Consider the following 24,743-nt stretch of genomic DNA (forward strand, 5'->3'; position numbering starts at 1 on the left):
TCCCCGGGACGCGTACCGTCCGCAGTCCCGCGCGTATCGCCTGTGGAACCGGTGGTGTTGACGTGGCGTCACGGTCGGGGAGAGCGTTGCCGCGAAGAGGTGTTCACAGGGGGTGGCGTGGAAGATTTGCGGGCCGAGGATCCGCGGGAGGTCGGTCCGTACCGGCTGCTGAAGCGGCTCGGCGGCGGTGGCATGGGGCAGGTGTATCTCGGGCACTCGCGCGGCGGGCGGCTGGTGGCGGTGAAGGTGGTCCGGGCGGAGTACGCGGCCGATCCGGAGTTCCGACGGCGGTTCGCGCGCGAGGTGGAGGCCGCCCGGCAGGTCGGCGGGTTCTACACGGCGCACGTCGTGGACGCGGACACCGGTGCCGATCCGCCCTGGCTGGCCTCGGCGTACGTCCCCGGGCCGTCTCTGGAGGCGGCGGTGCGTCGGCACGGGCCGCTGCCGGAGCATGCGCTCGGGCGGTTGGTGTCCGGCCTCGCCGAGGGGCTCGTGGCGGTGCACGAGCGGGAGATGGTGCACCGCGACCTCAAGCCGGGCAACGTGCTGCTCGCGGCGGACGGCCCCCGGCTGATCGACTTCGGCATCGCGCAGGCGGCGCAGGAGACGCGGCTGACCGGGACGGGACTGGCGATCGGGACCCCCGGCTTCATGGCGCCGGAGTACGTGGTGGCCGGCGAGGCGGGGCCTGCTGCGGACGTCTTCGCGCTGGGCGCGGTCCTCGCGTATGCGGCCACGGGCCGCGCACCGTTCGGCACGAGTGCGCCGCACGCGGTGAACTACCGGGCGGTGCACGAGGAGCCGGACCTCACCGGAGTACCGGCCGGGCTGGCCGGGCTGGCCGCGCAGTGTCTGGCCAAGGACCCGGCCGCGCGGCCGACGCCGGCCCGGATCCTCGACGAGATGCCCGCCGGGGGCGACACGGCGCGGTCGTGGCTGCCGCCCGACGTGGCGACGATGCTCGACGAGCGGAATCATGACGCGCGGGACGTCGGCGGCGGGAGCGGACCGGGGCCGACTCCGACCGCCGCGCAGGGCGGACACAAGCCGGAGCCCACCGCGCGGGAGCGGGAGCGGGAACGCCGGGAGCGGAAACGGCAACGGGCAGGGCACAGGCACCGCCGGCTGCTGGCCTGCGCGGAACTGGTGACCGCCAGGATCACCGGGGCCCAGGCCCGCGCCCGGGCACTGGCCCAGGTGGCTGCCGCAGTACTCCCCGGCGGCACCCATCACGGGGCATCCCTCGTCGTGGAGGCGCATCGCGCGGCCGCGGGCGCGCCGGATGTGGTGGCGCGGACGCAGTCGTTCGCCGATGTGGCCGCCGCCCTGGCACCGGTGGACGCGAAGCGCTCGAAGGCGGCCGCGCAGCGGGCGCTGGACCTGGCACAGGCGGTGCGGGGTTTTCGCACGAAGCCGACGCGCGTGGCGGCACTGCGGGCCGCGGCCCAGGCCCTGGCACCCACCGACCCCGCGCAGGCGGAGGCCATCGCCAGAGGACTCAGCGGCGCTTCGGCGCGGGTCGAAGCGCTGGCGAAGGTCGCCGAGCGGATGGCGATGACGGACCCGTACCGTGCCGAACGGATCGCCCGGGAACTGCCCGCGGAAACCCACGGGTGGGAGTCCGAGAGCATCCTCGGTCAGGTCGTGAAGGGAATGGCGGCCCGGGATCCCCAGCGCGCCGAGCGTGTCGCCCGCGGCCTCCCCAGCCCGGACCGGCGGAGGTGGGCGCTGCGGGACCTGGTGAGCACGCTGGCACCGCTGGATCCGCAGACGGCCGAGCGTGTCGCCCGGAGCCTCCCCGACGAGGACGAGCGGACGTCGGCCCTGTCACAGGTCTTCGGGTGCGTACTGAAGACTGACCTGAACGCCGCCGAACGGCTCGCCCGCACCATGGCCGACGAGGAGGAGCGGGCGGACGCCCTGTACGCCGTGGCCGCCGAGCTGCGCGACACGGACCCGGAACGGGCCCTGGCCGTCGCACGGCGCATCCCCGAGGACTGGCGGACCCTGGCCCTCGCGGACATCGCCCAGAGCCTGGCCCCCGAGCACCCCGGGCGGGCGGAGCAGCTGTACCAGGAAGCCGAACGGCTGGCGGCCGAAGTCCAGGACGCGGAACACGGCCTCGCGGCCAGGCTGTGGATCGCCGCGGCCCGGGGCTCGGCGGACCCGGAGCGCAGACGGCACGGGCTCCTGGAGTTTCCGAAGGCCGAGTACCTGTCGGGACTGGTTCTGCTGTCCTCCGGGCTGGTGCGCGCGCGGCCCGCGCAGGCGCTGGAACTGCTGGAGGTGTGCGTACAGATCGCCCGCGACCTGCCCGAGGACGCCCGGATGTCGGCGCTGGAGGACCTCGTCCTGGTCGGCGCGGAGCTCGATCCGGACTGGGCGGCCCGGGTGGCCCAGGAAGCCTCGGCCCTGAAGGCCGAGTACCGTCACTACGTCCTGCAGCATATGGCCGACACGCTGGTCGACATCGCCCCCGAGACCGCCGCGGCCATCGCCGCCGAGGCGGTCCACGCCATCCGCAAGGAGTACGGCGGCAGTACCGAAACCGTCGGCGACGCGTTGGTCACCCTGGCCGAGGCCGACACCGAGAGCGCGGTACAGCTGGCCGTGGCGGGCCGTAGCACCGAGGACGCGGACCGTCTGCTGGCGAAGCTCGTCGAAGGCTTGGTGGCGGAGGCCGCCGAACAGGCCGGGCGCGCGGGGAGACCGGAAATCGGTTCGACTACGTGACTGGAGGCCGGGGCCCGTTCGTGATCGCGAGACCGGGTGCCGGATGCGGCGCGGCCGCATCGGATGCGCCGGACGAGGTGTTCGGGGGCGCCGAAGGCGACGCCGGCGAGCCGCCGACCGCCTCCACGTACAGATTCTGGCACCTGTGGCAAATGGGCGCCGACTTGTCGGACGGCCGGGGGCCAGGAAGACGTCCTGGTACCTTCTTCGCCCTTGCCGTCAGAGTGGGCCGAGAGCCTTCCGGCCCTGTGGAGAAGAGCGTGGGCGTCACCAGGCACCCGCGATTCCCCCCTGCCCCGCATCTGTGCAAGTCAGGAGGGGAATCGCACTGCTTTTGCGTGTTGAAGCCCTCAGATGTCCCGGAAGATCTCGATCTGCGCCCCGATCGAGTTCAGCCGCTCCGCGAGGTCCTCGTAACCGCGGTTGATGACGTACACGTTGCGCAGCACCGACGTGCCCTCGGCGGCCATCATCGCGAGGAGGACGACCACGGCGGGGCGCAGGGCGGGCGGGCACATCATCTCGGCGGCGCGCCAGCGGGTGGGGCCCTCGACCAGGACGCGGTGCGGGTCCAGGAGCTGGAGGCGGCCGCCGAGGCGGTTCAGGTCGGTGAGGTAGATGGCGCGGTTGTCGTAGACCCAGTCGTGGATGAGGGTCTGGCCCTGCGCGGAGGCGGCGATGGCCGCGAAGAAGGGGACGTTGTCGATGTTCAGGCCGGGGAAGGGCATCGGGTGGATCTTGTCGATGGGCGCCTCCAGCTTGGAGGGGCGCACCGTCAGGTCCACCAGGCGGGTGCGGCCGTTGTCGGCGAAGTACTCCGGCGTGCGGTCGTGGTCGAGGCCCATCTCCTCCAGGACCGCCAGCTCGATCTCCAGGAACTCGATCGGGACCCGGCGCACCGTCAGCTCCGACTCCGTGACCACGGCGGCTGCCAGCAGGCTCATCGCCTCGACCGGGTCCTCGGAGGGCGAGTAGTCCACGTCGGCGTCGATGACCGGCATGCCGTGCACGGTGAGGGTGGTGGTGCCGATGCCCTCGACCCGGACGCCCAGGGCTTCGAGGAAGAAGCAGAGGTCCTGGACCATGTAGTTGGAGGAGGCGTTGCGGATGACGGTGACGCCGTCGTGCCGGGCGGCGGCCAGGAGGGCGTTCTCCGTCACCGTGTCGCCGCGCTCGGTCAGGACGATGGGGCGGTCCGGGCGCACCGTGCGGTCGACCACCGCGTGGTAGTGGCCCTCGGTCGCGGCGACGTCCAGACCGAACCGGCGCAGCGCGATCATGTGCGGCTCGATGGTCCGGGTGCCGAGGTCGCAGCCGCCGGCGTAGGGCAGCCGGAAGCGCTCCATGCGGTGCAGCAGCGGGCCCAGGAACATGATGATGGAGCGGGTGCGGACGGCGGCCTCGGCGTCGATGGCCTCCATGTCCAGCTCGGCCGGCGGCACGATCTCCAGGTCGGTGCCGTCGTTGATCCAGCGGGTGCGCACGCCGATGGAGTTGAGCACCTCCAGGAGGCGGTAGACCTCCTCGATGCGGGCGACCCGGCGCAGCACCGTGCGCCCCTTGTTGAGCAGCGAGGCGCACAGCAGGGCCACGCAGGCGTTCTTGCTGGTCTTGACATCGATGGCGCCGGACAGGCGACGCCCGCCGACCACGCGCAGGTGCATCGGACCCGCGTAGCCCAGGGAGACGATCTCGCTGTCCAGCGCTTCGCCGATGCGGGCGATCATCTCAAGGCTGATGTTCTGGTTGCCGCGCTCGATGCGGTTGACGGCGCTCTGACTGGTGTTGAGCGCCTCCGCGAGCTGTGACTGCGTCCAGCCGCGGTGCTGCCGGGCGTCACGGATGAGTCGGCCGATGCGTACGAGGTAGTCGTCTGCCATGGGGTTGAGGCTATCTCAGATATGAGATGGCGCCTCTCGGGGGGTCTGTTCGGGTGACGTGACGTCAAGAAACCCCCGGTCACGGCTCAGCGGCGCCTGCTCGTCGTCGTGCGGCGCCATCCGAAAGGTCCCGGCAAATCCATCGATGTCGTACGACGTCCGGTGCTGCTGCGGGTGTGGCGCGGGCCGTTCCTGCCTCCGGTCGTGATGGACCACGAGCGTTTGTTGATGTTCAGCCGCACTCCGGGGAGGATCCGGAAGCTCTTGCGGAACGTGAGCGGCATCGTGCCCCCTTCCGAGTAGCGCCGGGTCGGTCCGGTCCGGTTCGGGGCGGCCCGGCAGGCATCGGATACCCCCGTTCGGCGTAGTGATGGCCGCACGGGTCACCCGGAGTGGGGCGCACGCCACATGGCGCCCGGACATGACCGGGTCGCCCCCATGTACTAGAGTTATCTCGACATCGAGATATCTGCCGAGGCGTACCGCAGCCACACCCCCTAGTAAGGGTTACCTAACTTAGCCTTACCTTAGCGGATTGGCCGGGGCGGCGTGGCGGCAGGATGCGGTGGTACGCGCACATGAATGAAGGAGACTGTCGTGTCGGCGAACAGCTTCGACGCCCGCAGCACGCTGCAGGTGGGCGACGAGTCGTACGAGATCTTCCGGCTGGACAAGGTCGAGGGCTCCGCGCGCCTTCCCTACAGCCTGAAGGTGCTGCTGGAGAACCTGCTCCGCACCGAGGACGGCGCGAACATCACCGCCGACCACATCCGCGCCCTCGGCGGCTGGGACTCGCAGGCCCAGCCGTCGCAGGAGATCCAGTTCACGCCGGCCCGCGTGATCATGCAGGACTTCACCGGCGTGCCCTGTGTCGTCGACCTCGCCACCATGCGTGAGGCCGTCAAGGAGCTCGGCGGCGACGCCGCCAAGATCAACCCGCTGGCGCCGGCCGAGCTGGTCATCGACCACTCCGTCATCGCCGACAAGTTCGGCACCAACGACGCGTTCAAGCAGAACGTCGACCTGGAGTACGGCCGCAACAAGGAGCGCTACCAGTTCCTGCGCTGGGGCCAGACCGCCTTCGACGAGTTCAAGGTCGTCCCGCCCGGCACCGGCATCGTCCACCAGGTGAACATCGAGCACCTGGCCCGCGTCGTCATGACCCGCGACGGCAAGGCCTACCCGGACACCCTGGTCGGCACCGACTCGCACACCACCATGGTCAACGGCCTCGGCGTCCTCGGCTGGGGCGTCGGCGGCATCGAGGCCGAGGCCGCCATGCTCGGCCAGCCGGTCTCCATGCTGATCCCGCGCGTCGTCGGCTTCAAGCTCACCGGTGAGCTGCAGCCCGGCACCACCGCCACCGACCTCGTCCTCACCATCACCGAGATGCTGCGCAAGCACGGCGTCGTCGGCAAGTTCGTCGAGTTCTACGGCGAGGGCGTTGCCGCCACCTCGCTGGCCAACCGCGCCACCATCGGCAACATGTCGCCGGAGTTCGGCTCCACCGCCGCGATCTTCCCGGTCGACGACGAGACGCTGAACTACATGCGCCTGACCGGCCGCAGCGAGCAGCAGGTCGCGCTCGTCGAGGCCTACGCCAAGGAGCAGGGCCTCTGGCTGGACCCGAAGGCCGAGCCGGACTTCTCCGAGAAGCTGGAGCTGGACCTCGCCACGGTCGTGCCCTCCATCGCCGGCCCGAAGCGCCCGCAGGACCGCATCGTCCTCGCCAACGCCGCCCAGCAGTTCAAGCTGGACGTCCGCAACTACGTGGACAGCGTGGACGAGGCCGGCGTCGAGTCCTTCCCGGCCTCCGACGCCCCGGCCGTCGCCCCCAACGGCGCCCCGTCCAACCCGGTCCCCGTGACCGCCCCCGACGGCACCACCTACGAGCTGGACCACGGTGCGGTGACGGTCGCGGCCATCACCTCCTGCACCAACACCTCCAACCCGTACGTCATGGTCGCCGCCGCCCTGGTCGCCAAGAAGGCGGTGGAGAAGGGCCTGACCCGCAAGCCGTGGGTCAAGACCACCCTCGCCCCGGGCTCCAAGGTCGTCACCGACTACTTCGAGAAGGCGGGCCTGACCCCCTACCTCGACAAGGTCGGCTTCAACCTCGTCGGCTACGGCTGCACCACCTGCATCGGCAACTCCGGCCCGCTGCCGGACGAGGTCTCCAAGGCCGTCAACGAGCACGACCTCGCCGTCACCTCGGTGCTCTCCGGCAACCGCAACTTCGAGGGCCGGATCAACCCCGACGTCAAGATGAACTACCTGGCGTCCCCGCCGCTGGTCGTCGCCTACGCGCTCGCGGGCTCCATGAAGGTGGACATCACCAAGGACGCCCTGGGCACCGACCAGGACGGCAACCCGGTCTTCCTGAAGGACATCTGGCCCTCCGAGGCAGAGGTCAACGACGTCGTCGCCAACGCCATCGGCGAGGACATGTTCTCCAAGTCCTACAGCGACGTCTTCGCGGGCGACGCCCAGTGGCAGGCGCTGCCGATCCCGACCGGCGACACCTTCGAGTGGGACGCCGAGTCCACCTACGTGCGCAAGCCCCCGTACTTCGAGGGCATGGGCATGGAGCCGGCCCCGGTCGAGGACATCTCCGGCGCCCGGGTGCTGGCCAAGCTGGGCGACTCGGTGACGACGGACCACATCTCGCCCGCCGGTGCCATCAAGGCCGACACCCCGGCCGGCAAGTACCTGACGGAGCACGGCGTCGAGCGCCGCGACTTCAACAGCTACGGCTCGCGCCGCGGCAACCACGAGATCATGATCCGCGGCACCTTCGCCAACATCCGCCTGCGCAACCAGATCGCGCCGGGCACCGAGGGCGGCTACACCCGCGACTTCACCCAGGACGGCGGTCCGGTGTCGTTCATCTACGACGCCTCCCGTAACTACATCGAGCAGAACATCCCGCTCGTCGTCCTGGCCGGCAAGGAGTACGGCTCGGGCTCGTCCCGAGACTGGGCCGCCAAGGGCACCGCGCTCCTCGGCGTCAAGGCCGTCATCGCCGAGTCCTACGAGCGCATCCACCGCTCGAACCTCATCGGCATGGGCGTCCTGCCGCTGCAGTTCCCGGAGGGCCAGTCCGCGGCCTCCCTCGGCCTGACCGGCGAGGAGTCCTTCTCCGTCTCCGGCGTGACCGAGCTGAACGAGGGCACCACGCCGCGCACGGTGAAGGTCACCACCGACACCGGCGTCGAGTTCGACGCGGTCGTCCGCATCGACACCCCGGGTGAGGCGGACTACTACCGCAACGGCGGCATCCTGCAGTACGTGCTGCGCAGCCTGATCCGCAAGTAGGCGGCGGCGCACCACGGTTGAGGGCCGCATCCCCGGTGACGGGGGTGCGGCCCTCGGCCTGTGCCGGCGGCGGGGCGCAGGACGCGCCCGCCGGCATCACGTGCTACTCGGCCTCGCCGGGCAGCTCGTCACCGTCACCCGGCGGCCCGGACAGACGCCGCGGCACGGTGGCTCAGGACTCGTGGGAGTGAGCGCCTCCGCTGCGGTCCAGACGGATGTCGTGCTGGTTGGCCGCCTCGGAGATGGTGAGCCGGCTCACCGTCGGCGGGTCGCCTGCCGCGATCATGATGTAGCTGCCGACCGGCAGGTCCGCGAACCGGAAACCGCCGTCCTCGTCGGTGGTGGCGGTCAGCCCGGTGCCGGAGCCGTCCGTGAGCGTGAGTCGCACGTCGTTCACGGGCGTGCGCTCGCTGTTGCTGACCACCCCGCTCAGGGACCCGAGGCGGGCGTGTGCGGTGAGGTCCGCGGTCACCGTGACCTGCCGCGATTCGACGATCCGGATGTCGATGGCCGCAGGCTGGTAGCCGTCGTGGTGGACGACGAGGACGTACGGACTGTAGGCGAGCTTGTCGATGAGGAAGGAACCGTCCTCGTCCGTCCGCAGGGAGCGGATGAGGCGGCCGTTCACGTCGGTCAGTATCACGGACGCGCCCTTGAGGGGCATCCCGTCCGCCTCGTCCTGCGCGATGCCGGTGACGACACCGTCGTCCTGGAAGGTGACCGTGTGCTCGACCGCCGAGGCGCCCGCGGCGAGGGCGAGCGACGTGGCGGTCGAACGGTGGGTGTGCGAGCGGGTGATGAGAATGTACGGCCCGTGTCCGGGTGCTCGCAGCGCATAGGCGCCGTCGCCGTCGGCGGACGTGCGCGCGACCTCGCGGCCGTCGTGGGTGACCAGGGTGAGCGCCGCTTCGGAGACCGGCACGTCCTCGGCCCAGACGACCCGGCCGCAGATCATGATGGTGTCGGAGTCGGGCGCACCGTCGGCGCCGGTGTCCGCAGTGGCCTGCCGGGCCTTGCGCGGGTCCGCGTTGATCATGATCGTGCAGATGACCGTGCCGACGAGCAGGATGCCGCTGACCCACCATGCGGCGGTCGCGCTGCCGTGCACGATGGACTTGACGAGGATCTCGCCCTCTGCGCCCCGGCCCTGGTGGTCGGCGTAGTAGGAGGCTGCCGCGTCCGCCGCGAGGGTGTTGCTCAGGGCGAGGCCGATGGCGCCGCCGATCTGCCTGGCCGTCGTCTGGAAGGCGGACAGCGCACCCGAGTCGCGTTCCGCCACCCCCGCCAGGGAGGCGTGGGTGGTGGGGGAGTAGCTCAGGCCCATGCCGATGCCCAGCAGGAGCCAGGCCGGCAGCACTCCGAAGAGGTAGGAGCTGTCCTCGGAGAGCGTGGTGAACATCCACACGCCGGCCGCGGTGAAGGTGAGGCCGGGCCCGACCAGCCAGCGGGTCGGGACCCGGGCCATGACCCGCGCGACCACCTGCGTCGCGGTCACCATGACCGCACCCACCATCGGCAGGAACGCGAGTCCCGCCTTGAGCGGCTTGTAGTGCATGACGATCTGCAGGTGGTACGTGGCGAACAGCGAGATGCCCATCATGCCGAAGTTGAGCAGCGCGGCCCCGAGGAAGGACCCGGCGCGGGTGCGTTCGGCGACCGCGCGCAGCGGCAGCAGCGGCTGCCGGATGCGTGCCTGCGAGAGCAGGAAGGCGCCGATCAGGACGACGGACGCGGCCAGCAGTCCGGTCACCAGGGGGGAGCCCCAGCCGCGCTCCGGCGCCTCGGACAGTGCGTAGACGAGGGCGATCGGCCCCAGGCAGCCGAGGACGGCACCGATCGTGTCGAGGCTGATGTCACGGTGGCCCCGGTCGCGCGGCAGGGTGGCGATGCCCAGGGCGGTCACGGCTACGGCGATCGGCACGTTCACATAGAGGCACCAGCGCCAGCCCGCGTACTCGGTGAGCACCCCGCCGACGATCAGCCCGATGGCGGCTCCACTGCCGACCACGCCGCTGAAGATGCCGAATGCCTTGGCCCGCTCCTTGGTGTCGGTGAAGGTGGTGGTCAGCAAGGACACCGTGGCCGGCGAGAGGATGGCGGCGAAGACGCCCTGCAGCGCGCGGGCGGCGATGAGCATTTCGGTGTTGGGCGCGGCACCGCCGATCGCCGAGACCACGGCGAAGCCGACCAGGCCCACGAGGAACGTCCGGCCGCGGCCGAAACGGTCGGCGAGCCGGCCGCCGATCAGCAGCAGCCCTCCGAAGGCCAGCGCGTACGCGGTGACCATCCACTGCCGGTCGGTGTCGGACATGTGGAGCGACTGCTGCACGGAGGGCAACGCGATCTGCACGATCGTGCCGTCCAGCATCACCATCAGCTGGGCCGTGGCGATGACCGCGAGTACGTACCAGCGGTTGCGGTGGTCCCGCTCGGCGGCGGCCCGGTCCTTCACGGCGTCCGTGCTCATGCCTGGGGGCCCTTCTCGTTCCGGGGTGCCTGGCGGAGCTTGTCGAGCAGGCGGGCGAACTGCACGCGCTCGTCGGGGGTGAGACGGTTCACCAGTTCGTCGGCGAGGGCCTGCCTGCCCCACTCGATCTCCTGCATCAGCGCGTTGCCCTTCGGGGTGACGCTGACCAGGACGGCGCGACGGTCGTCCGGGTCCGGGCCACGCTGGACGAGCCCACGGCGTTCGAGCCCGTCGACGAGGGTGGTGACGGTGCGCGGAGCCACGTCGAACTTCTGGGCCAGCATGCTCATGCGCTGGGGGACTGACTGCTCGTAGAGGTCGGTCAGCAGGCTGGCCTGGGAGAAGGGGACCTGATTGCTGGCGAACACGGTCCCGGCGTGACGCAGCAGCGGAGACACCGTCTCCGTCAGGGCCGCGACCAGCTCGGAAGCCGTGACCTCGGGGTCTTGAGCCACGGACCACTCCAAAGTGAGTCATGGAACATCTTGAGTACATGCTCAATATGTCATCCAGCTCACCGACTGGCAAGCGGGGCGGGTGTACGTGATCATGTGGCGTGGCTCGGGGTGAATCTCGCGTATGCCGAAAATCTGGCACCTTTCTTACCGTTTGCACTCTCCCGGCGTTCTCTTTGCCTTCGCTTGGCGTGTCGTGTGCTTGAATCGAATGGCAGATGGTGAACGTGTGGAGGGATGTGGGCAAGCGCCGCAAATTGCAGGTTCGGTTAACAAAGCAACGGGGGTTGTTTAATTGGCTTTGCTCATTGAACGGGAATACGAGGCATCCGCCCTGCGCGGGGTGATCTCGAATGCGGAAATCGGGCGCGGCGGAATCGCCTTCGTCAGTGGCGTGGTAGGCAGCGGGAAAACCGCTCTGCTGCAGGAAATGGCCGACTGGGTGGACGAACGGGGTTCGGTCGTCGTCACCGTCACCTGTTCGCCGCTGGAGCGAGATGTTCCGTTGACCGTGGTGCGTCAACTCTTCGACGCCCTTCCGTTCGGCCCCGAACCTGTCAGGCAACTTGCCGACCTGTTGGCAGAGGCCGGGCGGGCGGGCGTGGGGGAGATCGCCGCGACCATCACACCGGCGCACGCCAAGGTCGCCGAGGGGCTCTGGGGTCTCCTGGCCGCCTTCTCCGAACGGATCCCCGTCGTCGTTCTCATCGACGACGTGCGGAATTCCGATGCGCTTTCCCTGGCGTACCTGCTCTATTTTATTCGCCGGGTTGGCTCGGCATGTGTCAGCTTCGTACTGGCGGACACCCTGGATCCAGAACCGCGCTTCCCTCTTTTTCGAGCGGAAATCATGCGGCTCCCCGCGCTGACTCATATCCGCACGGGGCCGTTCGGCCCGGCAGGCGTCAATAAATTACTGGCGGACCGTTCGGCGGCGGACAAAGACACCCTGTGCGGAGCGCGATTTCATGAGGTGAGCGGTGGAAGTCCACTGCTGCTGCAGGCCCTGCTGCGCGACCTGGCCGATTCCGTGCCGACGGCCCGCGAGCGGTGGGAACCGGTGGTCGGGGAGCACTTCACGCAGGCCGTGGGCGTGTGCCTGCGACGATCGGGACCGAAGACGCTGCAAGCCGCTCAGTGGGTGGCGCTGCTCGGCGACAGCACCTCCAAGGAACTCCTGGCCGAGTGCCTCGACACCAGCCCGGCCTCGGCCCACCGGCTGCTGCGCATCCTCGACACCATGGGCGTGACCGACGCAGGGCGGTTCCGCCACCCTGCCGCCAGAGCCGCGGTCGTGGACGGCATCCCGGAGCAGGACCGGGCGGGGATGCAGCTCCGCTGCGCCCGCATGCTCTACGACAGGGGCGCACCCGCCACCCAGGTCGCCGGTCATCTCCTCGGCCAGGTGGGGCAGGTCGAGCTGCCGGCCGAGCAGGCGGCATGGGCGGTCTCGGTGCTCCGGGAGGCAGCCGACCGGGCCCTGACGGACAACCGGGTGGAGGAGGCCATCGCCTGGCTGAGGCAGGCCCACCGGCTCTGCACCGACAAGGCGGAGCGCGGCGCCATCCTCTTCCACCTCGCCCGCGTCCAGTGGCGGCACAGCCCGAGGGCGGCCCTGCGCTGTCTCGACCGGGTGACCAAGCCGTTCATGCAGGAACGGTTCGGGACTCCGTACACCCTGCTGCTCGTCCGCTATCTGCTGATCAGCGGACGGCACCAGGAGGCCCAGGGAATCCTGCACCGGCTGCACCGCGAGGCCGACTCGCTCCCCGACGAGGTGCACGCGGAACTCCGGCTGCTGGAAATGTGGATGACGGTCTCCTTCCCCGCGGTGGCCGAGCACTTCCCCTACGACCAGAGTCCGGGCGTGCGACGCAGCGGTCCGGTCACCGGGCGGGACGAACTCCAGTGGCAGTCGGCCAGGCTGCTCGTCGGGGTGCTGAACGGTGGCGCGGACAGCGAGTTCATCAGCGAGGTGGAGCAGGCCCTGCGCCTGTACCAGGTGACCGAGGCCACCCTCGAACCCCTCGTGATGGGCATGTCCGCGCTGATCTTCGCCGACCGCCTCGACAGCGCCGGCTCCTGGTGCACGTCGTTGATGGACGACATCGAGACCGTCGACGCCCCCGCCTGGCACGCCTCCCTGTCGGCACTACGCGCGGAGATCGCGTTGCGCCAGGGCGATCCGAGGGGCGCCGTCCGGATGGGGGAGCGGGCACTGGACTTCATCGACGCCGAAGGATGGGGCGTGGAGATCGGCGGTCTCCTGTCCACCCTGGTGCTCGCACACGTGGCGATGGGATGGACCGAGGGGGCCGACGCCCTGCTCCAACTCCCCGCGACCGGGCCCCTGCACGAGAGCCGGTACGGCCTGCAGTACCGCTACGCGCGGGCTCATCACCATCTCGCCGTCGGCCGTCCGCACGCCGCGCTGCGGGACTTCCTCGACTGCGGCACCCTGATGCGGCGGTGGAACCTCGACGCTCCCGGCCTCGCGCTGTGGCGCGTGGGAGCGGCCGAGGCACTGCTGCTCCTGGGGGACCAGGCGCAGGCCAAGTCCCTGATGGACGACCAGTGGGCGCTGCTGGCCGGCCGGCGCACCAGCCGCAGTGCCGGCATGACCCTGCGGATGTGCGCCGCGGTCACCCGGCCGGAACGGCGGCCGGCGCTGCTGAGGCAGTCCGCCGAGATCCTCCAGAGCTGCGGCGACCGCTACGAACTGGCCAGAACGCTGGCGGATCTCGCCGACGCCCACGAGGCCCTCGGCGAGAGCGCGCGCGCCCGGCACGCCTCGCGCAAGGCACTGCGGCTCGCGCAGGCGTGCGGTGCCGCGGGGATCGTCGCACGACTGCACCCCGCGCAGAGCGCGGAACCGGCGGCCGGGACGGAGCGGCAACCGGAGTCCGACGCCGCCCCCGCCCCCGCCCCGCAGAGCGAGGGCATCAACGAACTGAGCAGGGCTGAGGGCAAGGTGGCCGCACTGGCATCGATGGGGTACTCGAACCGGGAGATAGGAGACCGTCTGCACGTCACCATCAGCACGGTGGAGCAACACCTCACCCGGGTCTACCGCAAGCTGAACGTCAACAGCCGCGACGACCTGCCGACGGTCAGCCTGCAACCGCTGGTCTCCTCCTGAGCGGGCCCGTGCCCCCTCGGCCGCGTGGACCCGGCCGCGGGGACACGGGAGGGGCGGGAGGGGAACACCCGCAGTGTGTTCCCCTCCCGCCCAGGTCCTGCGCGCACCGCGGTCAGCCGGTGCCGAGCACCTCCAGGACGTCGGCGGCCCGCGCGGTGCCACCCGCCTCCCGGATCCGCTCGCTCAGGCCGGCCACACTCGCGTGCACCTGCCGGTCGTCCGCCACGGAACCCACGGCGTCCAGCAGGCCGTCGGCGGTGAGGCCCTCGCCGCCCGGCACCTCGGTGCCCAGGCCCAGCGAGACCGCCCGGCGTGCCACCATCTGCTGCTCCCGGGCCTGTGCGGCCAGCACCAGCGGCGTCCCGCAGGCCAGGGCCTCCATCACGCTGCCCATCCCGGCCTGGCAGACGAACACCCGCGCGTGCGGCAGCACGGCGAGGTGCGGCAGCCAGCGGTGCACCTCCACGTTCGCGGGCAGCGGCCCGAGTTCCGCCGGATCGACCCCCCTGCGGCCCACGGTCAGCACCGCGTGCCAGGGGCTGTCCGCGAAGGCCTTCACACACGTGCGGAAGAAGTCCGGGCGATCGCTGTAGGAGGTGCCGAGCGAGACGAGCACCACGGGCCTGCCGTCCGCGGGCGGCCGCCACGCGCGGGAGGGCGGGGACGGGTCCAGGCAGGGCCCGACGAAGACGTGCCGGTCGTCGAAGGCGTCGCCGCCCGGCTGGAAGGCGCGCGGGAAGAAGGCGATGCGCAGCCCCCTGAACCCCGTGATCAGGTCCAGCGGCGAGACGTCCGCCGCTCCGTACCCGGCCAGCAGCGCGGTCAGGTCCTCGCGGAACCGGCGCACGGCCGGCCGCTCGGCCGCCCCGTCCCCCGGGGAGCCCTGGAGCATGGCCGCGAGGGAGAACGCCGGGTTGCTGGTGCGCTGGGGAAGGAAGACCGGGGAGAACTCCGCCGCGGGCAGCTGCCACAGCCGGGTCAGCAGCCGGCCGGCCGGATTCATCGTCGTGTCGTACGCCACCACGTCCGGCCGGGTGTCGGCGAAGCGCTCCATGAGCGCCGGCAGCAGCGCGGAGGACTCGGCGATCGCCGCCGTCAGCGCGAGCGGCAGCCAGTCGGGGGAGTCGCCCGGCGCGGCCCGTGCGAAGTCGGGCACGGCCGGGTCGTACAGCACGGTCCCGGCACCGGTCGCGCCGACCTCGGCGGCGAACGGCTCGGTCGTGGCGTACGAGACCCGGTGGCCGCGCCGCACCAGCTCGGCGGCGACGGGGAGCGTGGGCCGCACGTGCCCGTGGGCGGGGGCGGCGAAGAAGAGGTAGTGGAGTGGAGGGCGAGGTTGGGTCACGGGGGACTCCTGAGGCTCAGGTGGTGTTGGCCAGGTCGATCACGTACCGGCCGTACTCGGTGCTCACGCCGATCCGCCGACCGACCTCGAACAGCCGGCCGGCGTCGATGAAGCCCATGCGGTACGCCACCTCCTCGATGCAGGCGATGCGTATGCCCTGGCGCTTCTCGATGAGCTGCACGAAGGTCGCCGCGTCGAGCAGGCTGTCGTGCGTGCCGGTGTCGAACCAGGCGCTGCCGCGGCCCAGGTTGACCAGCCGGGCCCGACCGGCCTTCAGGTAGAGGGCGTTGAGGTCGGTGATCTCCAGCTCGCCGCGGGCCGAAGGGGTCAGCTCCCGCACCAGGTCCACGGCGTCGTTGTCGTAGAAGTACAGACCGGTCACCGCCAGGTTCGACCGGGGCTTCTCCGGCTTCTCCTCCAGGGAGACGAGCGTCCCGTCGGCGTCCGTGACGGCGATGCCGTACCGCTCCGGATCGGCGACCGGGTAGCCGAACAGGGTGCAGCCGCCGAGCCGCTGCCGCTCGCGCTGGAGCATCGTCGGCAGTTGGTGGCTGTAGAAGATGTTGTCGCCCAGGATGAGGGCGATCTCCTCGTCGCCCACGAAGCCCCGGCCGATGCGCAGGGCGTCGGCGAGGCCGTCGGGGCTCGGCTGCTCGGCGTAGGCGATCTCCAGGCCCAGCCACCGGCCGTCGCCGAGCAGATCGCGGTAGGAGCCGAGGAACCCCGGGGCGCTGATGATCAGGATCTCCCGGATGCCCGCGTGCATCAGCACGGACAGGGGGTAGTAGATCATCGGTTTGTTGTAGACGGGCAGGAGCTGTTTCGAGGCGACGCGGGTGACGGGCCTCAGCCGCGTGCCGGACCCGCCTGCCAGGACGATTCCACGCATGATGTCCTTCCGGCTCCGCGTCAGGGCAGCAGCGGCTTCCACCAGGAGGTGTTCTCCCGGTACCAGGCGACGCTCGACCGCAGGCCCTCGGCGAACGGGACGCCGGGCCGATACCCCAGAGCGCGGAGTTTCGAGTCGTCGAGTGAGTAGCGCCGGTCGTGGCCCAGGCGGTCGGGGACCCGCTCGACCCGGTCGGCACCGTAGCCGAATTCCTCCAGCAGCAGCCGCGTCAACTCCGCATTGGTCAGTTCCGTGCCGCCGCCGATGTGATACACCTCGCCGGGTTCCCCCTTTTCCAGAACCAGGCGAATTCCGGCGCAGTGGTCGTCCACGTGCAGCCAGTCGCGGACATTCCCGCCGTCACCGTAGAGCGGTACCTTGCGTCCTTCCATGAGAAGGGTCGCAAAGTACGGGATGACTTTCTCCGGGAATTGATAGGGGCCGTAGTTGTTCGAACACCGGGTGACGCAGACGTGCATTCCGTACGTACGCGCGTAGGACAGCGCCAGATGGTCGGCGCCGGCCTTGGCCGCGGCGTACGGCGAGTTCGGGGAGAGCGGGGACTCCTCGGTCCACGACCCGGTCTCGATCGATCCGTACACCTCGTCCGTGGAGATGTGCACGAACCGCTGAACACCTGCCTGACGTGCTGCTTCGAGGAGCGTCTGGGTTCCCAGGACGTTGGTCCGCACGAACACCGACGGGCCCTCGATGGAGCGGTCCACATGGGTCTCCGCGGCGAAGTTGACCACGACGTCGTGGCCCGGCAGCACCTCGGCGAGCAGTGCCCCGTCGGCGATGTCGCCCCGGACGAACGTGAGTCGCGGATGGCCGGCGACCGGGGCGAGGTTCTCCATGTTGCCGGCGTAGGTCAGCGCGTCGAACGCGGTTATCTCCAGGTCCGCCAAGGCGGACCCGGAATGCGTGAGGGAGCTCCGGACGAAAGCCGATCCGATGAAACCGGCTGCCCCGGTCACTAGGGCGCGCATTGGGTTTCTCCCTGGTTGCCCGAACAATTGGGCGCCACTGTAATGGGAGGCCGCGCAGCGGTCCATACCCTTATACCGGTCCCCCGGGGGCCCCATTGGGTAGGGGGTTGTAAGGGTTCAGTTCGGGTGGGGGTGGCTCCGTAGGTTCGATCCGGGGCGAGCCACGAAGCCGCCGCTGCGACGCGGGACGGCGACCCCGGCCCGTACCGGCCGACAGGGGCCCTGGAGCACTCGTGAGGATCTCGCGGACGCTCCGGCCCGGCCGGGGAGCATGGCGTGGGACCGGGATCCCCGCCACGACGCCCGCCGTGGTGGCCGGCCGCCTCACCGGTGCAGGGCCGTACGAACCCGACGAAGGGACGACAGTGGAAGTCAGCCTCATGGGCCTGGCGGGGATGGGCTGGATCGCGAAGTCGCTGACCGCCGCCGCGGAGCTCGACCTCGCCGACCACCTCGACGGCACCCCGATGACCGCCGAGGAACTCGCCAAGCACACCGGCACCCACCCCGAGACGCTCGAGGCGCTGCTGCGGATCCTGTCCGCGCTCGGTGTCTTCGGCCGGGACGAGGCCGGCGCCTACCGCAACACCCCGCTCTCCGACCAGCTGCGCGACGACCACCCGCAGTCGATGCGGCACTACGTGATGCTCTCCGGCGGCCTGTACGCCGACACGTTCACCGCCGTCACCCACACCCTGCGCACCGGCGAGTCCGCCTTCCGGCACCTGCACGGCACCCGCATCTACGAGTACCTGGAGCAGCACCCCGCCGACGCCGACCTGTACGACAAGGCCATGGCGGACCTCGCCCGGCCCGTCGCCGCGGCCCTCGCGGACGCCTACGACTTCACGGGGGTGCGCCGTGTCCTCGACGTCGGCGGCAACAGCGGTGAACTCCTCAAGGGCCTGCTCACCGCCCACCCGCACCTGACCGGCACGGTCCTGGACCGGCCCGACGTGTGCGAGCGCGCCGCCGCCGAACTCGCCGCACCGGGCCGCGAGGACCTCGCCGAGCGGCTCGCCTACACGCCCGGCGACTTCCTGAAGGAGATCCCGGGCGGCGCCGACCTCTACACCGTCAAGAACGTGCTCCACAACTGGAACCACGACAACAGCGTCGTGATCCTCTCCCGCATCCGCGAGGCCATGGAGCGCACCGGCGCCGGCCGGCCCGCCGACCAGCGGCCCCGGCTGCTCGTCGTCGAACCCCTCATCGAGACCGACCTCGACTGGATGCGCGTGCTGTTCCAGATGGTCGTGTGCGAGGACGGCACCCGCGGCCGCACCGACGAGGTCCAGCGCACCCAGATCGCCGAGGCCGGCCTCGACGTCCTGGACACGATCCGCCTCGACACGGGCCACACCGCCCACGTCTGCGCCGCCGCTCACTGAAGGAGTCCCGCGTGACCGTGCCGTCGCCCCCGCTGACCACCGCACCCCCTGCCTGGAAGGTCCTCAACGAGGGCACCGGCACCGAACCCCTCGTCCTGGCCGTCGACTTCGCCGTCACCGGGCGCCCCGAGTCCACGTTCGCCGACCTCGGCCGGCTGCTCACCCCCGGCACCCCGCTGTGGGAGTCCCGGCAGCCGGATCCGGCGTCCGCCCGCACCTTCGACGGCGAGGACTTCGCCGCGCACTGGGCCCGGGGCGTGCGCGAGACCGGACGCCCCGTGCGCGCCGTCCTCGGCTACTGCGTGGGCGGCCTGTACGCGGCCCGGCTGGCCGAGCTGCTCACGGACGGGCAGGACGACGCCCCGGCCGTCGTCCTGCTCGACCCCGAGCCGCCCCACGCGGCGGGCATGGCCGCCGACTTCCGGGCGGCCGTGGCCCGGCTGGCGTCGGTGCTCAGCCCCGAGGAGTCCGCGCTCGCCGGGCAGGCCGCCGACGATGCCGTCCGGCAGCACGCCGACGTCCGCGGGCTCGGCGCGGCCCTCACCGACGTGTTCGCCTCCATCACCGACGCGGCGTTCGCCCGGGCCGGGCTGCCCGCCGAACTCGGTGACGAACTCAGCGGCGCGTACGAGGCGTTCGTCGCGTACATCGCTGCGGCGGGCGCCTTCGACCCGGCCCGCCTGTGGACCGGCGCGACCGCTCTCACCACGCCCTCGGCCGACCCGCACGCCCGGTACGCCGGGCGGGTCCTGCCCGTCGACACGCGCCACGAGGACATCCTGCGCAGCCCGGCCACGGCCGAGGCCCTGGCGGGCGTGCTCGCCGGGCAGCGGGAGCGGGTGCGGAGCTGAGGGCCCCCGGCCGCGGCCCCCTGCCGAGGGGTGCGGCCCGCTCCGCGGCGGGAGGCGACCACCACCGGGGCCGGCCACGACCGGCACCGGGCGAGAACCGGGGCGCCCGCAGCGGGCCCACGCTCGCCGGAGCCGGGGCGGGCGAGCCCCTCCCGGAGACGGCCCGGGCCCTCGGCGGACCGGCACCGGGCGGGACCGCCCCGGCGGCCTAGTCCGCAGAAGAAGTCCGGCTCCCGGCGTAACCGGCCCGGAACCGGGGACCGGCGCGGGCCGGATGTCCACATCGACCATCAGCGAAAGGGTGACCACAGTGCAGTCAGCCGAGAAGACGAAGCCGGGCGACGGCGCCGCGGCGGCTCTGCTCGCCGCACTGACGCAGAAGCGGCGACTGGACGCGGCCACGCCCAAGGAGAGCGCGCTGTGGCTGCTGGACCGGCTGCTGCCGGACGCCGGCGTCAACAACGTCCCCTTCGCCGTCCGCGTCGCGGGCCGCCTCGACACCGCGGCGCTGCAGAGCGCCGTCGACACCGTGGTGCGCCGGCACGAGGTGCTGCGCACCGTCTACCTCGACCGGCAGGCGGGCCTGGTGCGCGAGGTGCTAGGCGAGTCCACGCGCGGCCCGCGCGTGGAGGTCCACGAGTCCGACGCCGACGTGCCGGAGAAGGCGTTGCGGGAGTTCGCCGCGACCCCGATCCGCTGCGACGGGCGGCTGATGCTGCGTGCGGCCGTCTTCCGGGGCCCCGGCACCGACACCCTGGCCGTGGTGGTCCACCACCTGGTGTTCGACGCCGCGTCCGTGCCCGTCCTGATCGGTGAACTCGCCGCGGCGTACGACGCCCACGCGGCCGGCGGCGACCTGCCGGACGTGCTGCGCGGCACCGTCCCGGCGCTGCGGGCGGCCGAGCCGCGTGCGGAGAGCCTGGCCCACTGGCGTGGCGCGCTCGACGGCTTCGACCCGGCCGGTCTCGACCTGGACTGCACCCGCCCCGCGCCGGCGCGGCCGACCCTCGCGGGCGACACCGTGCTGCACGTCCTGGACGACGACACGCGTGCGCTGCTGCGCGGACTCCAGCGGACCCTGCGCGCCCCGGAGGCCGTGGTCCTGCTCACCGCGTTCTGCGTGCTGCTCGCCGCGCACGGCGCAGGACCCGACCTGGTCGTCGGCTCCCCGGTCAACGTGCGCCCGCCCGAGGGGCAGTCGGCGATCGGCTACCACGTCAACACGCTGCCGCTGCGCCTCGCCGTCGATCCGCGGCGCGGGTTCCGCGAGCTGGTGAAGGAGGCACGCACCACGTTCTTCGGCGCGCTCGCCCACAGCGACGTGCCGGTGGACGCCATCGCCCACGAGACCGCCCGCGAGACCGTCTCGTGGCGCGACACCCTGTTCCAGCACATGTTCAACTACGTGCCCGTGGAGCCCGCCCCGCCCCTCACCCTGGGCGGGCTCCACGCCCAGCCGGTGCACGTCGAGACCGGCTACAGCAAGTTCGACGTCGAACTGTTCGTGCAGTCGGGACCGGACCAGCTCGGGCTGCGCCTGCTGTACTGCGCCGAACTGCTGGACCGGGCCGACGCCGAGGCGCTGACCCGCCGGTACGCGGCCCTGCTGCACACCGTCGCCGCCGAACCCGACCGACCCGTCGGCGAGTTGGACGTGTGGAGCGACGAGGACCGCACACTGCCCGGCCCCGGCACGGCCCGGTCGGTGGCAGCCCCCGCGAGGGAGGCCGACCGCGACCTCGACACCTTCCGCGCCACCCCGGGCGGCCCCGCCCTCGGCCTCACGGAGGCGGCCCGCCGCGCGGCCGACGGCACCTACCCCTACGTCGTCCACCCGCTCGACGCCCGGAACGTCGCCGTCGTCGACCGGTCCGGCCGGCGGCTGCCCGACGGAGTGCGCGGCGAGGTGTGCCTCGTACGGCCCGACGGGGCCACGCACGTCGCCACCGGCTGGACCGGCAGCCTGCGCCGCGACGGCGCGCTGGAGCTGTACGGCCAGGCCGAACGCGTCGCCCGACGGCACGGGCGGGCGGTGCACCCCGAGCGGGTGGAGGCCGTGCTGCTGGCGCATCCGGAGGTCACCGGGGCGGTGTTCGTCGCCGCGGACGAGGCGGCACTCGCGTTCGTCACCTTGGACGAGCGGCCCGGTCTCACCGACGAAGTGGCCGCGCACGCCGCCCGGCTGCTGCCGCGCGCGGTGCAGCCGGACCGGGTCGTGCGCACCGATGCGCTGCCGCGGCGCCCCGACGGCGGCTGGGACACGGTGGCGCTGCTCGGGCTCGCCGCGGCCGAGGCACGGACCGAGCAGGCCGACCCCGACGGGCTCGTCGGTGACCTGCGCGGGCTGTGGCGCGACCTCCTCGGCCTCGCGGAGCCCGCCGACGCCGACGCCAACTTCTTCGCGCTGGGCGGACATTCGCTGCTCGGTGCGCAGCTGGTGCAGCGCGTCGACGACGTGACGGGAACGCGGATCAGGCTGGCCGACCTCTTCGACAACCCGACGCCGCGCGGCCTCGCCCGGTACCTGCGGGAACTGCGCGACGACAGCTGACGCCCGGCGGCCGGGCACCGGCCGGCACCGACCCCCCCGACCTGAAGACCCCCCGACCTACCGGCCACTCCTGAGCGCCACGCAAGTGGCGGGGCCTCCGCCGTTCCCCCGACGGCGGGGGGCCACCGGCCGTCGGCGGCACGGCGACCGGGCCGCCCCCGGTCCGCGCGTGCGCGTGCACCGGACCCGGGAGCCGACCGGCCACCGTGGCGTCGCGGGCCGTGTGGGCCACAGACCTGTGTGAAGAGAACGACGACGGGAGCAAGAACGTGTCCGAACACCGTGGCAGCGCAGGAGGCTCCGCACTGTTCCCCCGGACGGAGACCGTGCTGCCCTGGGTCCTGACCGGTCCCGGCGCCGCCGCCGTACGGGCCCGCGCCGAAGCTCTGCGCACGCACCTGGCCGCCTCCGACGCCGGGCACTGGTCGCCGGCCGCGGTCGGACGGGCCCTCGCGGCCGACGCGGGGGAGACCCACCGGGCCGTCGTGCTCGCCGGAGACCGCGCGGGAACCCTGGACGCGCTCGCCGCGCTGGCCGCCGGCGCCGACCACCCGGCCGTGGTCACCGGCACCCGCGCCGGCGCCTCCGCCGCCGGGCCGCTGTTCGTCTTCCCCGGACAGGGCTCGCAGTGGACCGGGATGGCCCGCGAACTCCTCGACGCGGCCCCGGTGTTCTCGCGCAAGCTGCACGACTGCGCCGACGCGTTCGCTCCCTACCTGGACCACTCCCTGCTCGACTCCGTGACGGGCACCGCCGAGGGCCCCGACCCGGCCGGCGCCGACGTGGTGCAGCCCGCGCTGTTCGCGGTGATGGTGGCGCTGGCCGACCTGTGGGCCGCGGCCGGGGTCGCCCCGGGCGCGTTGCTCGGCCACAGCCTCGGCGAGCTGGCCGCCGCGCACGTCGCCGGGGCCCTCTCCCTGGACGACAGCGCCCGCGTCGTGGCCCGCTGGAGCCAGGCCCAGGCCACCCTCGCCGGGCGCGGCGACATGGTGTCGGTGCTGCTGCCCGCCGACGAACTCGCCGAACTGCTCGACCGGCGCTGGCCGGGCCGCCTGGTCGTCGCCGTGGAGAACAGCCCCGGCTCGGCCGTCGCCTCCGGCGACGTGCACGCGGCGGCGGAACTCGTCGCCCACCTCACCGCCGAGGGCGTCCACGCCCGGCGCGTCGACGTGGGGCTCGCCGCGCACTCCCCGCACATCGACGCGATCCTCACCCGCATCCGCGAGGACATCGCACCGATCCGCGCCCACGCCCCCCGCGTCCCCGTGTACTCCGCGCTGCACGGCGCGGCACTGGACGGCACGCCCATGGACGCCGCCTACTGGTGCCGCAACCTGCGCTCCACCGTCCGCTTCGCCGACGCCACCCGCGCCGCGCTGGAGGCCGGCCACACCACGCTCGTCGAGGTCAGCCCGCACCCGGTGCTGACCACCGCGATGGAGGTGTCCGCGGCCCGGGCCTCCCGCCCGGCCGCCGTCCTCGGCACCCTCCGCCGCGGTGAGGGAGGCCCGGACCGCTTCCTCACCTCGCTGGCCGAGCTGCACGTGTCCGGTGGCGACGCCGACCCGCGGACCGCGCTGCCCGACGGCGGCGCCGTGGAGCTGCCCGAGGCGGTGTTCACCGCCGGACCGCGCGAGGAGCCGCAGCACGGTGACGCACCGCGTGAGGCGCTGCGCGCCAGGCTCGCGCCCCTCGACGCGGCCGAGCGCCAGGCGCACCTGCTGGCCGTGGTGCGGGAGTGCACCGCGGCGGCGCAGGACGGCGACGAGGGCACCGTCGATGCCCGGCGCACCTTCCGGGACCTCGGCATCACCTCGCTGGCCGCCGTCGGCATCCGCGACCGGCTGCACTCCGCGACCGGGCTCGGCCTCTCCCCGACCGTCGTCTTCGACCACCCCACGCCGGACGCGCTCGCCACCCACCTGGACGCCGAGCTGTTCGGCACCCGGACCGCCGCGACCGAACCGGCCGCCGGGAACCGGACCGCGCCGCGCGACGAGCCCGTCGCGATCGTGGGCATGGCCTGCCGTTACCCCGGCGGCGTGGCCTCCCCCGCCGACCTGTGGCGCACCGTCCTCGCCGGTGTCGACGCCGTCGGCCCGCTGCCCACCGACCGCGGCTGGAACACCAACGACGGCTACGACCCCGAACTGAGTGGCCCCGGCCGGTTCTCCCAGCACGAGGGCGGATTCCTGTACGACGCGGCCGAGTTCGACGCGGGGTTCTTCGGGATCTCGCCGCGCGAGGCGCTCGCCATGGACCCGCAGCAGCGTCTCGTCCTGGAGTCCGCCTGGGAGGCCGTCGAGGACGCCGGGCTCGACGCCCAGTCCCTGAAGGGCTCGCGCACCGGTGTCTTCCTCGGCCTCATCACCCAGGACTACGGCCCCCGGGCCGGCGAACCCACCGAGCAGGCCGGCACCGTCGAGGGCCATCTCTTCCTCGGCTCCACCGGCAGCGTCGCCTCCGGCCGCCTGTCCTACGTACTCGGCCTGGAGGGGCCGTCGCTGACCATCGACACCGCCTGCTCCTCCTCGCTGGTCGCCCTGCACGAGGCGTGCCAGGCCCTGCGCACGGGTGACTGCGACATGGCGCTCACCGGCGGTGCCACCGTGATGCCGAGCACCGGCATGCTCGTCGAGTTCTCCCGCCAGCGCGGCCTGTCCCCGGACGGGCGCTGCAAGGCGTTCTCCGCGTCCGCCGACGGATTCGGCCTGGCCGAGGGCGTGGGCATCCTGGTC

General features: G+C 72.2%; 14 protein-coding genes. 7 read left to right on the forward strand and 7 right to left on the reverse strand.

Features of this window, described 5'->3' with window-relative positions; all coding sequences use genetic code 11:
- The first annotated feature begins 117 nt into the window (after window positions 1–117).
- A complete protein-coding gene (locus K7854_RS34585; protein WP_226030509.1) occupies window positions 118–2,733 on the forward strand; it encodes a serine/threonine-protein kinase in 2,616 nt (871 codons plus the stop codon).
- Window positions 2,734–3,083: 350 nt separating this feature from the next.
- Here the strand turns inward: K7854_RS34585 and K7854_RS34590 are convergent, their stop codons facing one another.
- Together K7854_RS34590 and K7854_RS34595 are read right to left on the reverse strand one after the other, a co-directional pair.
- Complete coding sequence (locus K7854_RS34590) at window positions 3,084–4,613, reverse strand: helix-turn-helix domain-containing protein (RefSeq protein ID WP_109029773.1); 1,530 nt, start codon at window positions 4,611–4,613, stop codon at window positions 3,084–3,086.
- Between the two features lie 86 nt (window positions 4,614–4,699).
- Window positions 4,700–4,897, reverse strand: coding sequence for a DUF4236 domain-containing protein (locus K7854_RS34595; protein WP_076976921.1), 198 nt, complete (start codon window positions 4,895–4,897; stop codon window positions 4,700–4,702).
- 313 nt (window positions 4,898–5,210) lie between these two features.
- Between K7854_RS34595 and acnA the strand changes: the two genes are divergently transcribed.
- Window positions 5,211–7,928, forward strand: coding sequence for an aconitate hydratase AcnA (gene acnA, locus K7854_RS34600; protein ID WP_308112600.1), 2,718 nt, complete (start codon window positions 5,211–5,213; stop codon window positions 7,926–7,928).
- Between the two features lie 172 nt (window positions 7,929–8,100).
- Here the strand turns inward: acnA and K7854_RS34605 are convergent, their stop codons facing one another.
- Window positions 8,101–10,395 carry an MFS transporter gene (locus K7854_RS34605; protein WP_226030511.1) on the reverse strand — a complete coding sequence of 765 codons (2,295 nt, stop codon included), beginning with the start codon at window positions 10,393–10,395 and terminating at the stop codon, window positions 8,101–8,103.
- Window positions 10,392–10,850, reverse strand: coding sequence for a MarR family winged helix-turn-helix transcriptional regulator (locus tag K7854_RS34610; protein ID WP_226030512.1), 459 nt, complete (start codon window positions 10,848–10,850; stop codon window positions 10,392–10,394). The genes K7854_RS34605 and K7854_RS34610 overlap by 4 nt, the downstream gene beginning before the upstream one ends.
- A 301-nt stretch (window positions 10,851–11,151) precedes the next feature.
- Here K7854_RS34610 and K7854_RS37600 point away from each other — a divergent pair, with 301 nt between their 5' ends.
- Complete coding sequence (locus K7854_RS37600) at window positions 11,152–13,989, forward strand: AAA family ATPase (RefSeq protein WP_264088107.1); 2,838 nt, start codon at window positions 11,152–11,154, stop codon at window positions 13,987–13,989.
- A gap of 112 nt (window positions 13,990–14,101) precedes the next feature.
- Here K7854_RS37600 and K7854_RS34625 read toward each other — a convergent pair whose 3' ends face one another.
- From K7854_RS34625 to rfbB, 3 genes are read right to left on the reverse strand one after another with little or no spacing between them, the layout of a single operon-like run.
- On the reverse strand, window positions 14,102–15,334 hold the full coding sequence (locus K7854_RS34625) for a macrolide family glycosyltransferase (RefSeq protein WP_226030513.1): 1,233 nt from the start codon (window positions 15,332–15,334) through the stop codon (window positions 14,102–14,104).
- A gap of 16 nt (window positions 15,335–15,350) precedes the next feature.
- Window positions 15,351–16,223, reverse strand: a complete 873-nt coding sequence (rfbA, locus tag K7854_RS34630; RefSeq protein ID WP_226030514.1) for a glucose-1-phosphate thymidylyltransferase RfbA — start codon at window positions 16,221–16,223, stop codon at window positions 15,351–15,353.
- A 20-nt stretch (window positions 16,224–16,243) separates the two neighbouring features.
- On the reverse strand, window positions 16,244–17,212 hold the full coding sequence (gene rfbB / locus K7854_RS34635) for a dTDP-glucose 4,6-dehydratase (protein ID WP_226030515.1): 969 nt from the start codon (window positions 17,210–17,212) through the stop codon (window positions 16,244–16,246).
- Between the two features lie 365 nt (window positions 17,213–17,577).
- Here rfbB and K7854_RS34640 point away from each other — a divergent pair, with 365 nt between their 5' ends.
- The 4 genes from K7854_RS34640 to K7854_RS34655 form a co-directional block, all read left to right on the forward strand.
- Window positions 17,578–18,603, forward strand: a complete 1,026-nt coding sequence (locus tag K7854_RS34640) for a methyltransferase (protein ID WP_226030516.1) — start codon at window positions 17,578–17,580, stop codon at window positions 18,601–18,603.
- A gap of 11 nt (window positions 18,604–18,614) precedes the next feature.
- Window positions 18,615–19,454, forward strand: coding sequence for a hypothetical protein (locus K7854_RS34645; RefSeq protein ID WP_226030517.1), 840 nt, complete (start codon window positions 18,615–18,617; stop codon window positions 19,452–19,454).
- 310 nt (window positions 19,455–19,764) lie between these two features.
- Window positions 19,765–22,005, forward strand: coding sequence for a condensation domain-containing protein (locus tag K7854_RS34650; protein WP_226030518.1), 2,241 nt, complete (start codon window positions 19,765–19,767; stop codon window positions 22,003–22,005).
- Window positions 22,006–22,274: 269 nt separating this feature from the next.
- The coding region (locus tag K7854_RS34655) for a beta-ketoacyl synthase N-terminal-like domain-containing protein (RefSeq protein ID WP_226030519.1) at window positions 22,275–24,743 on the forward strand (2,469 nt) is incomplete at its 3' end.

The sequence above is a fragment of the Streptomyces hyderabadensis genome, assembly GCF_020404845.1.
Lineage (GTDB): Bacteria > Actinomycetota > Actinomycetes > Streptomycetales > Streptomycetaceae > Streptomyces > Streptomyces hyderabadensis.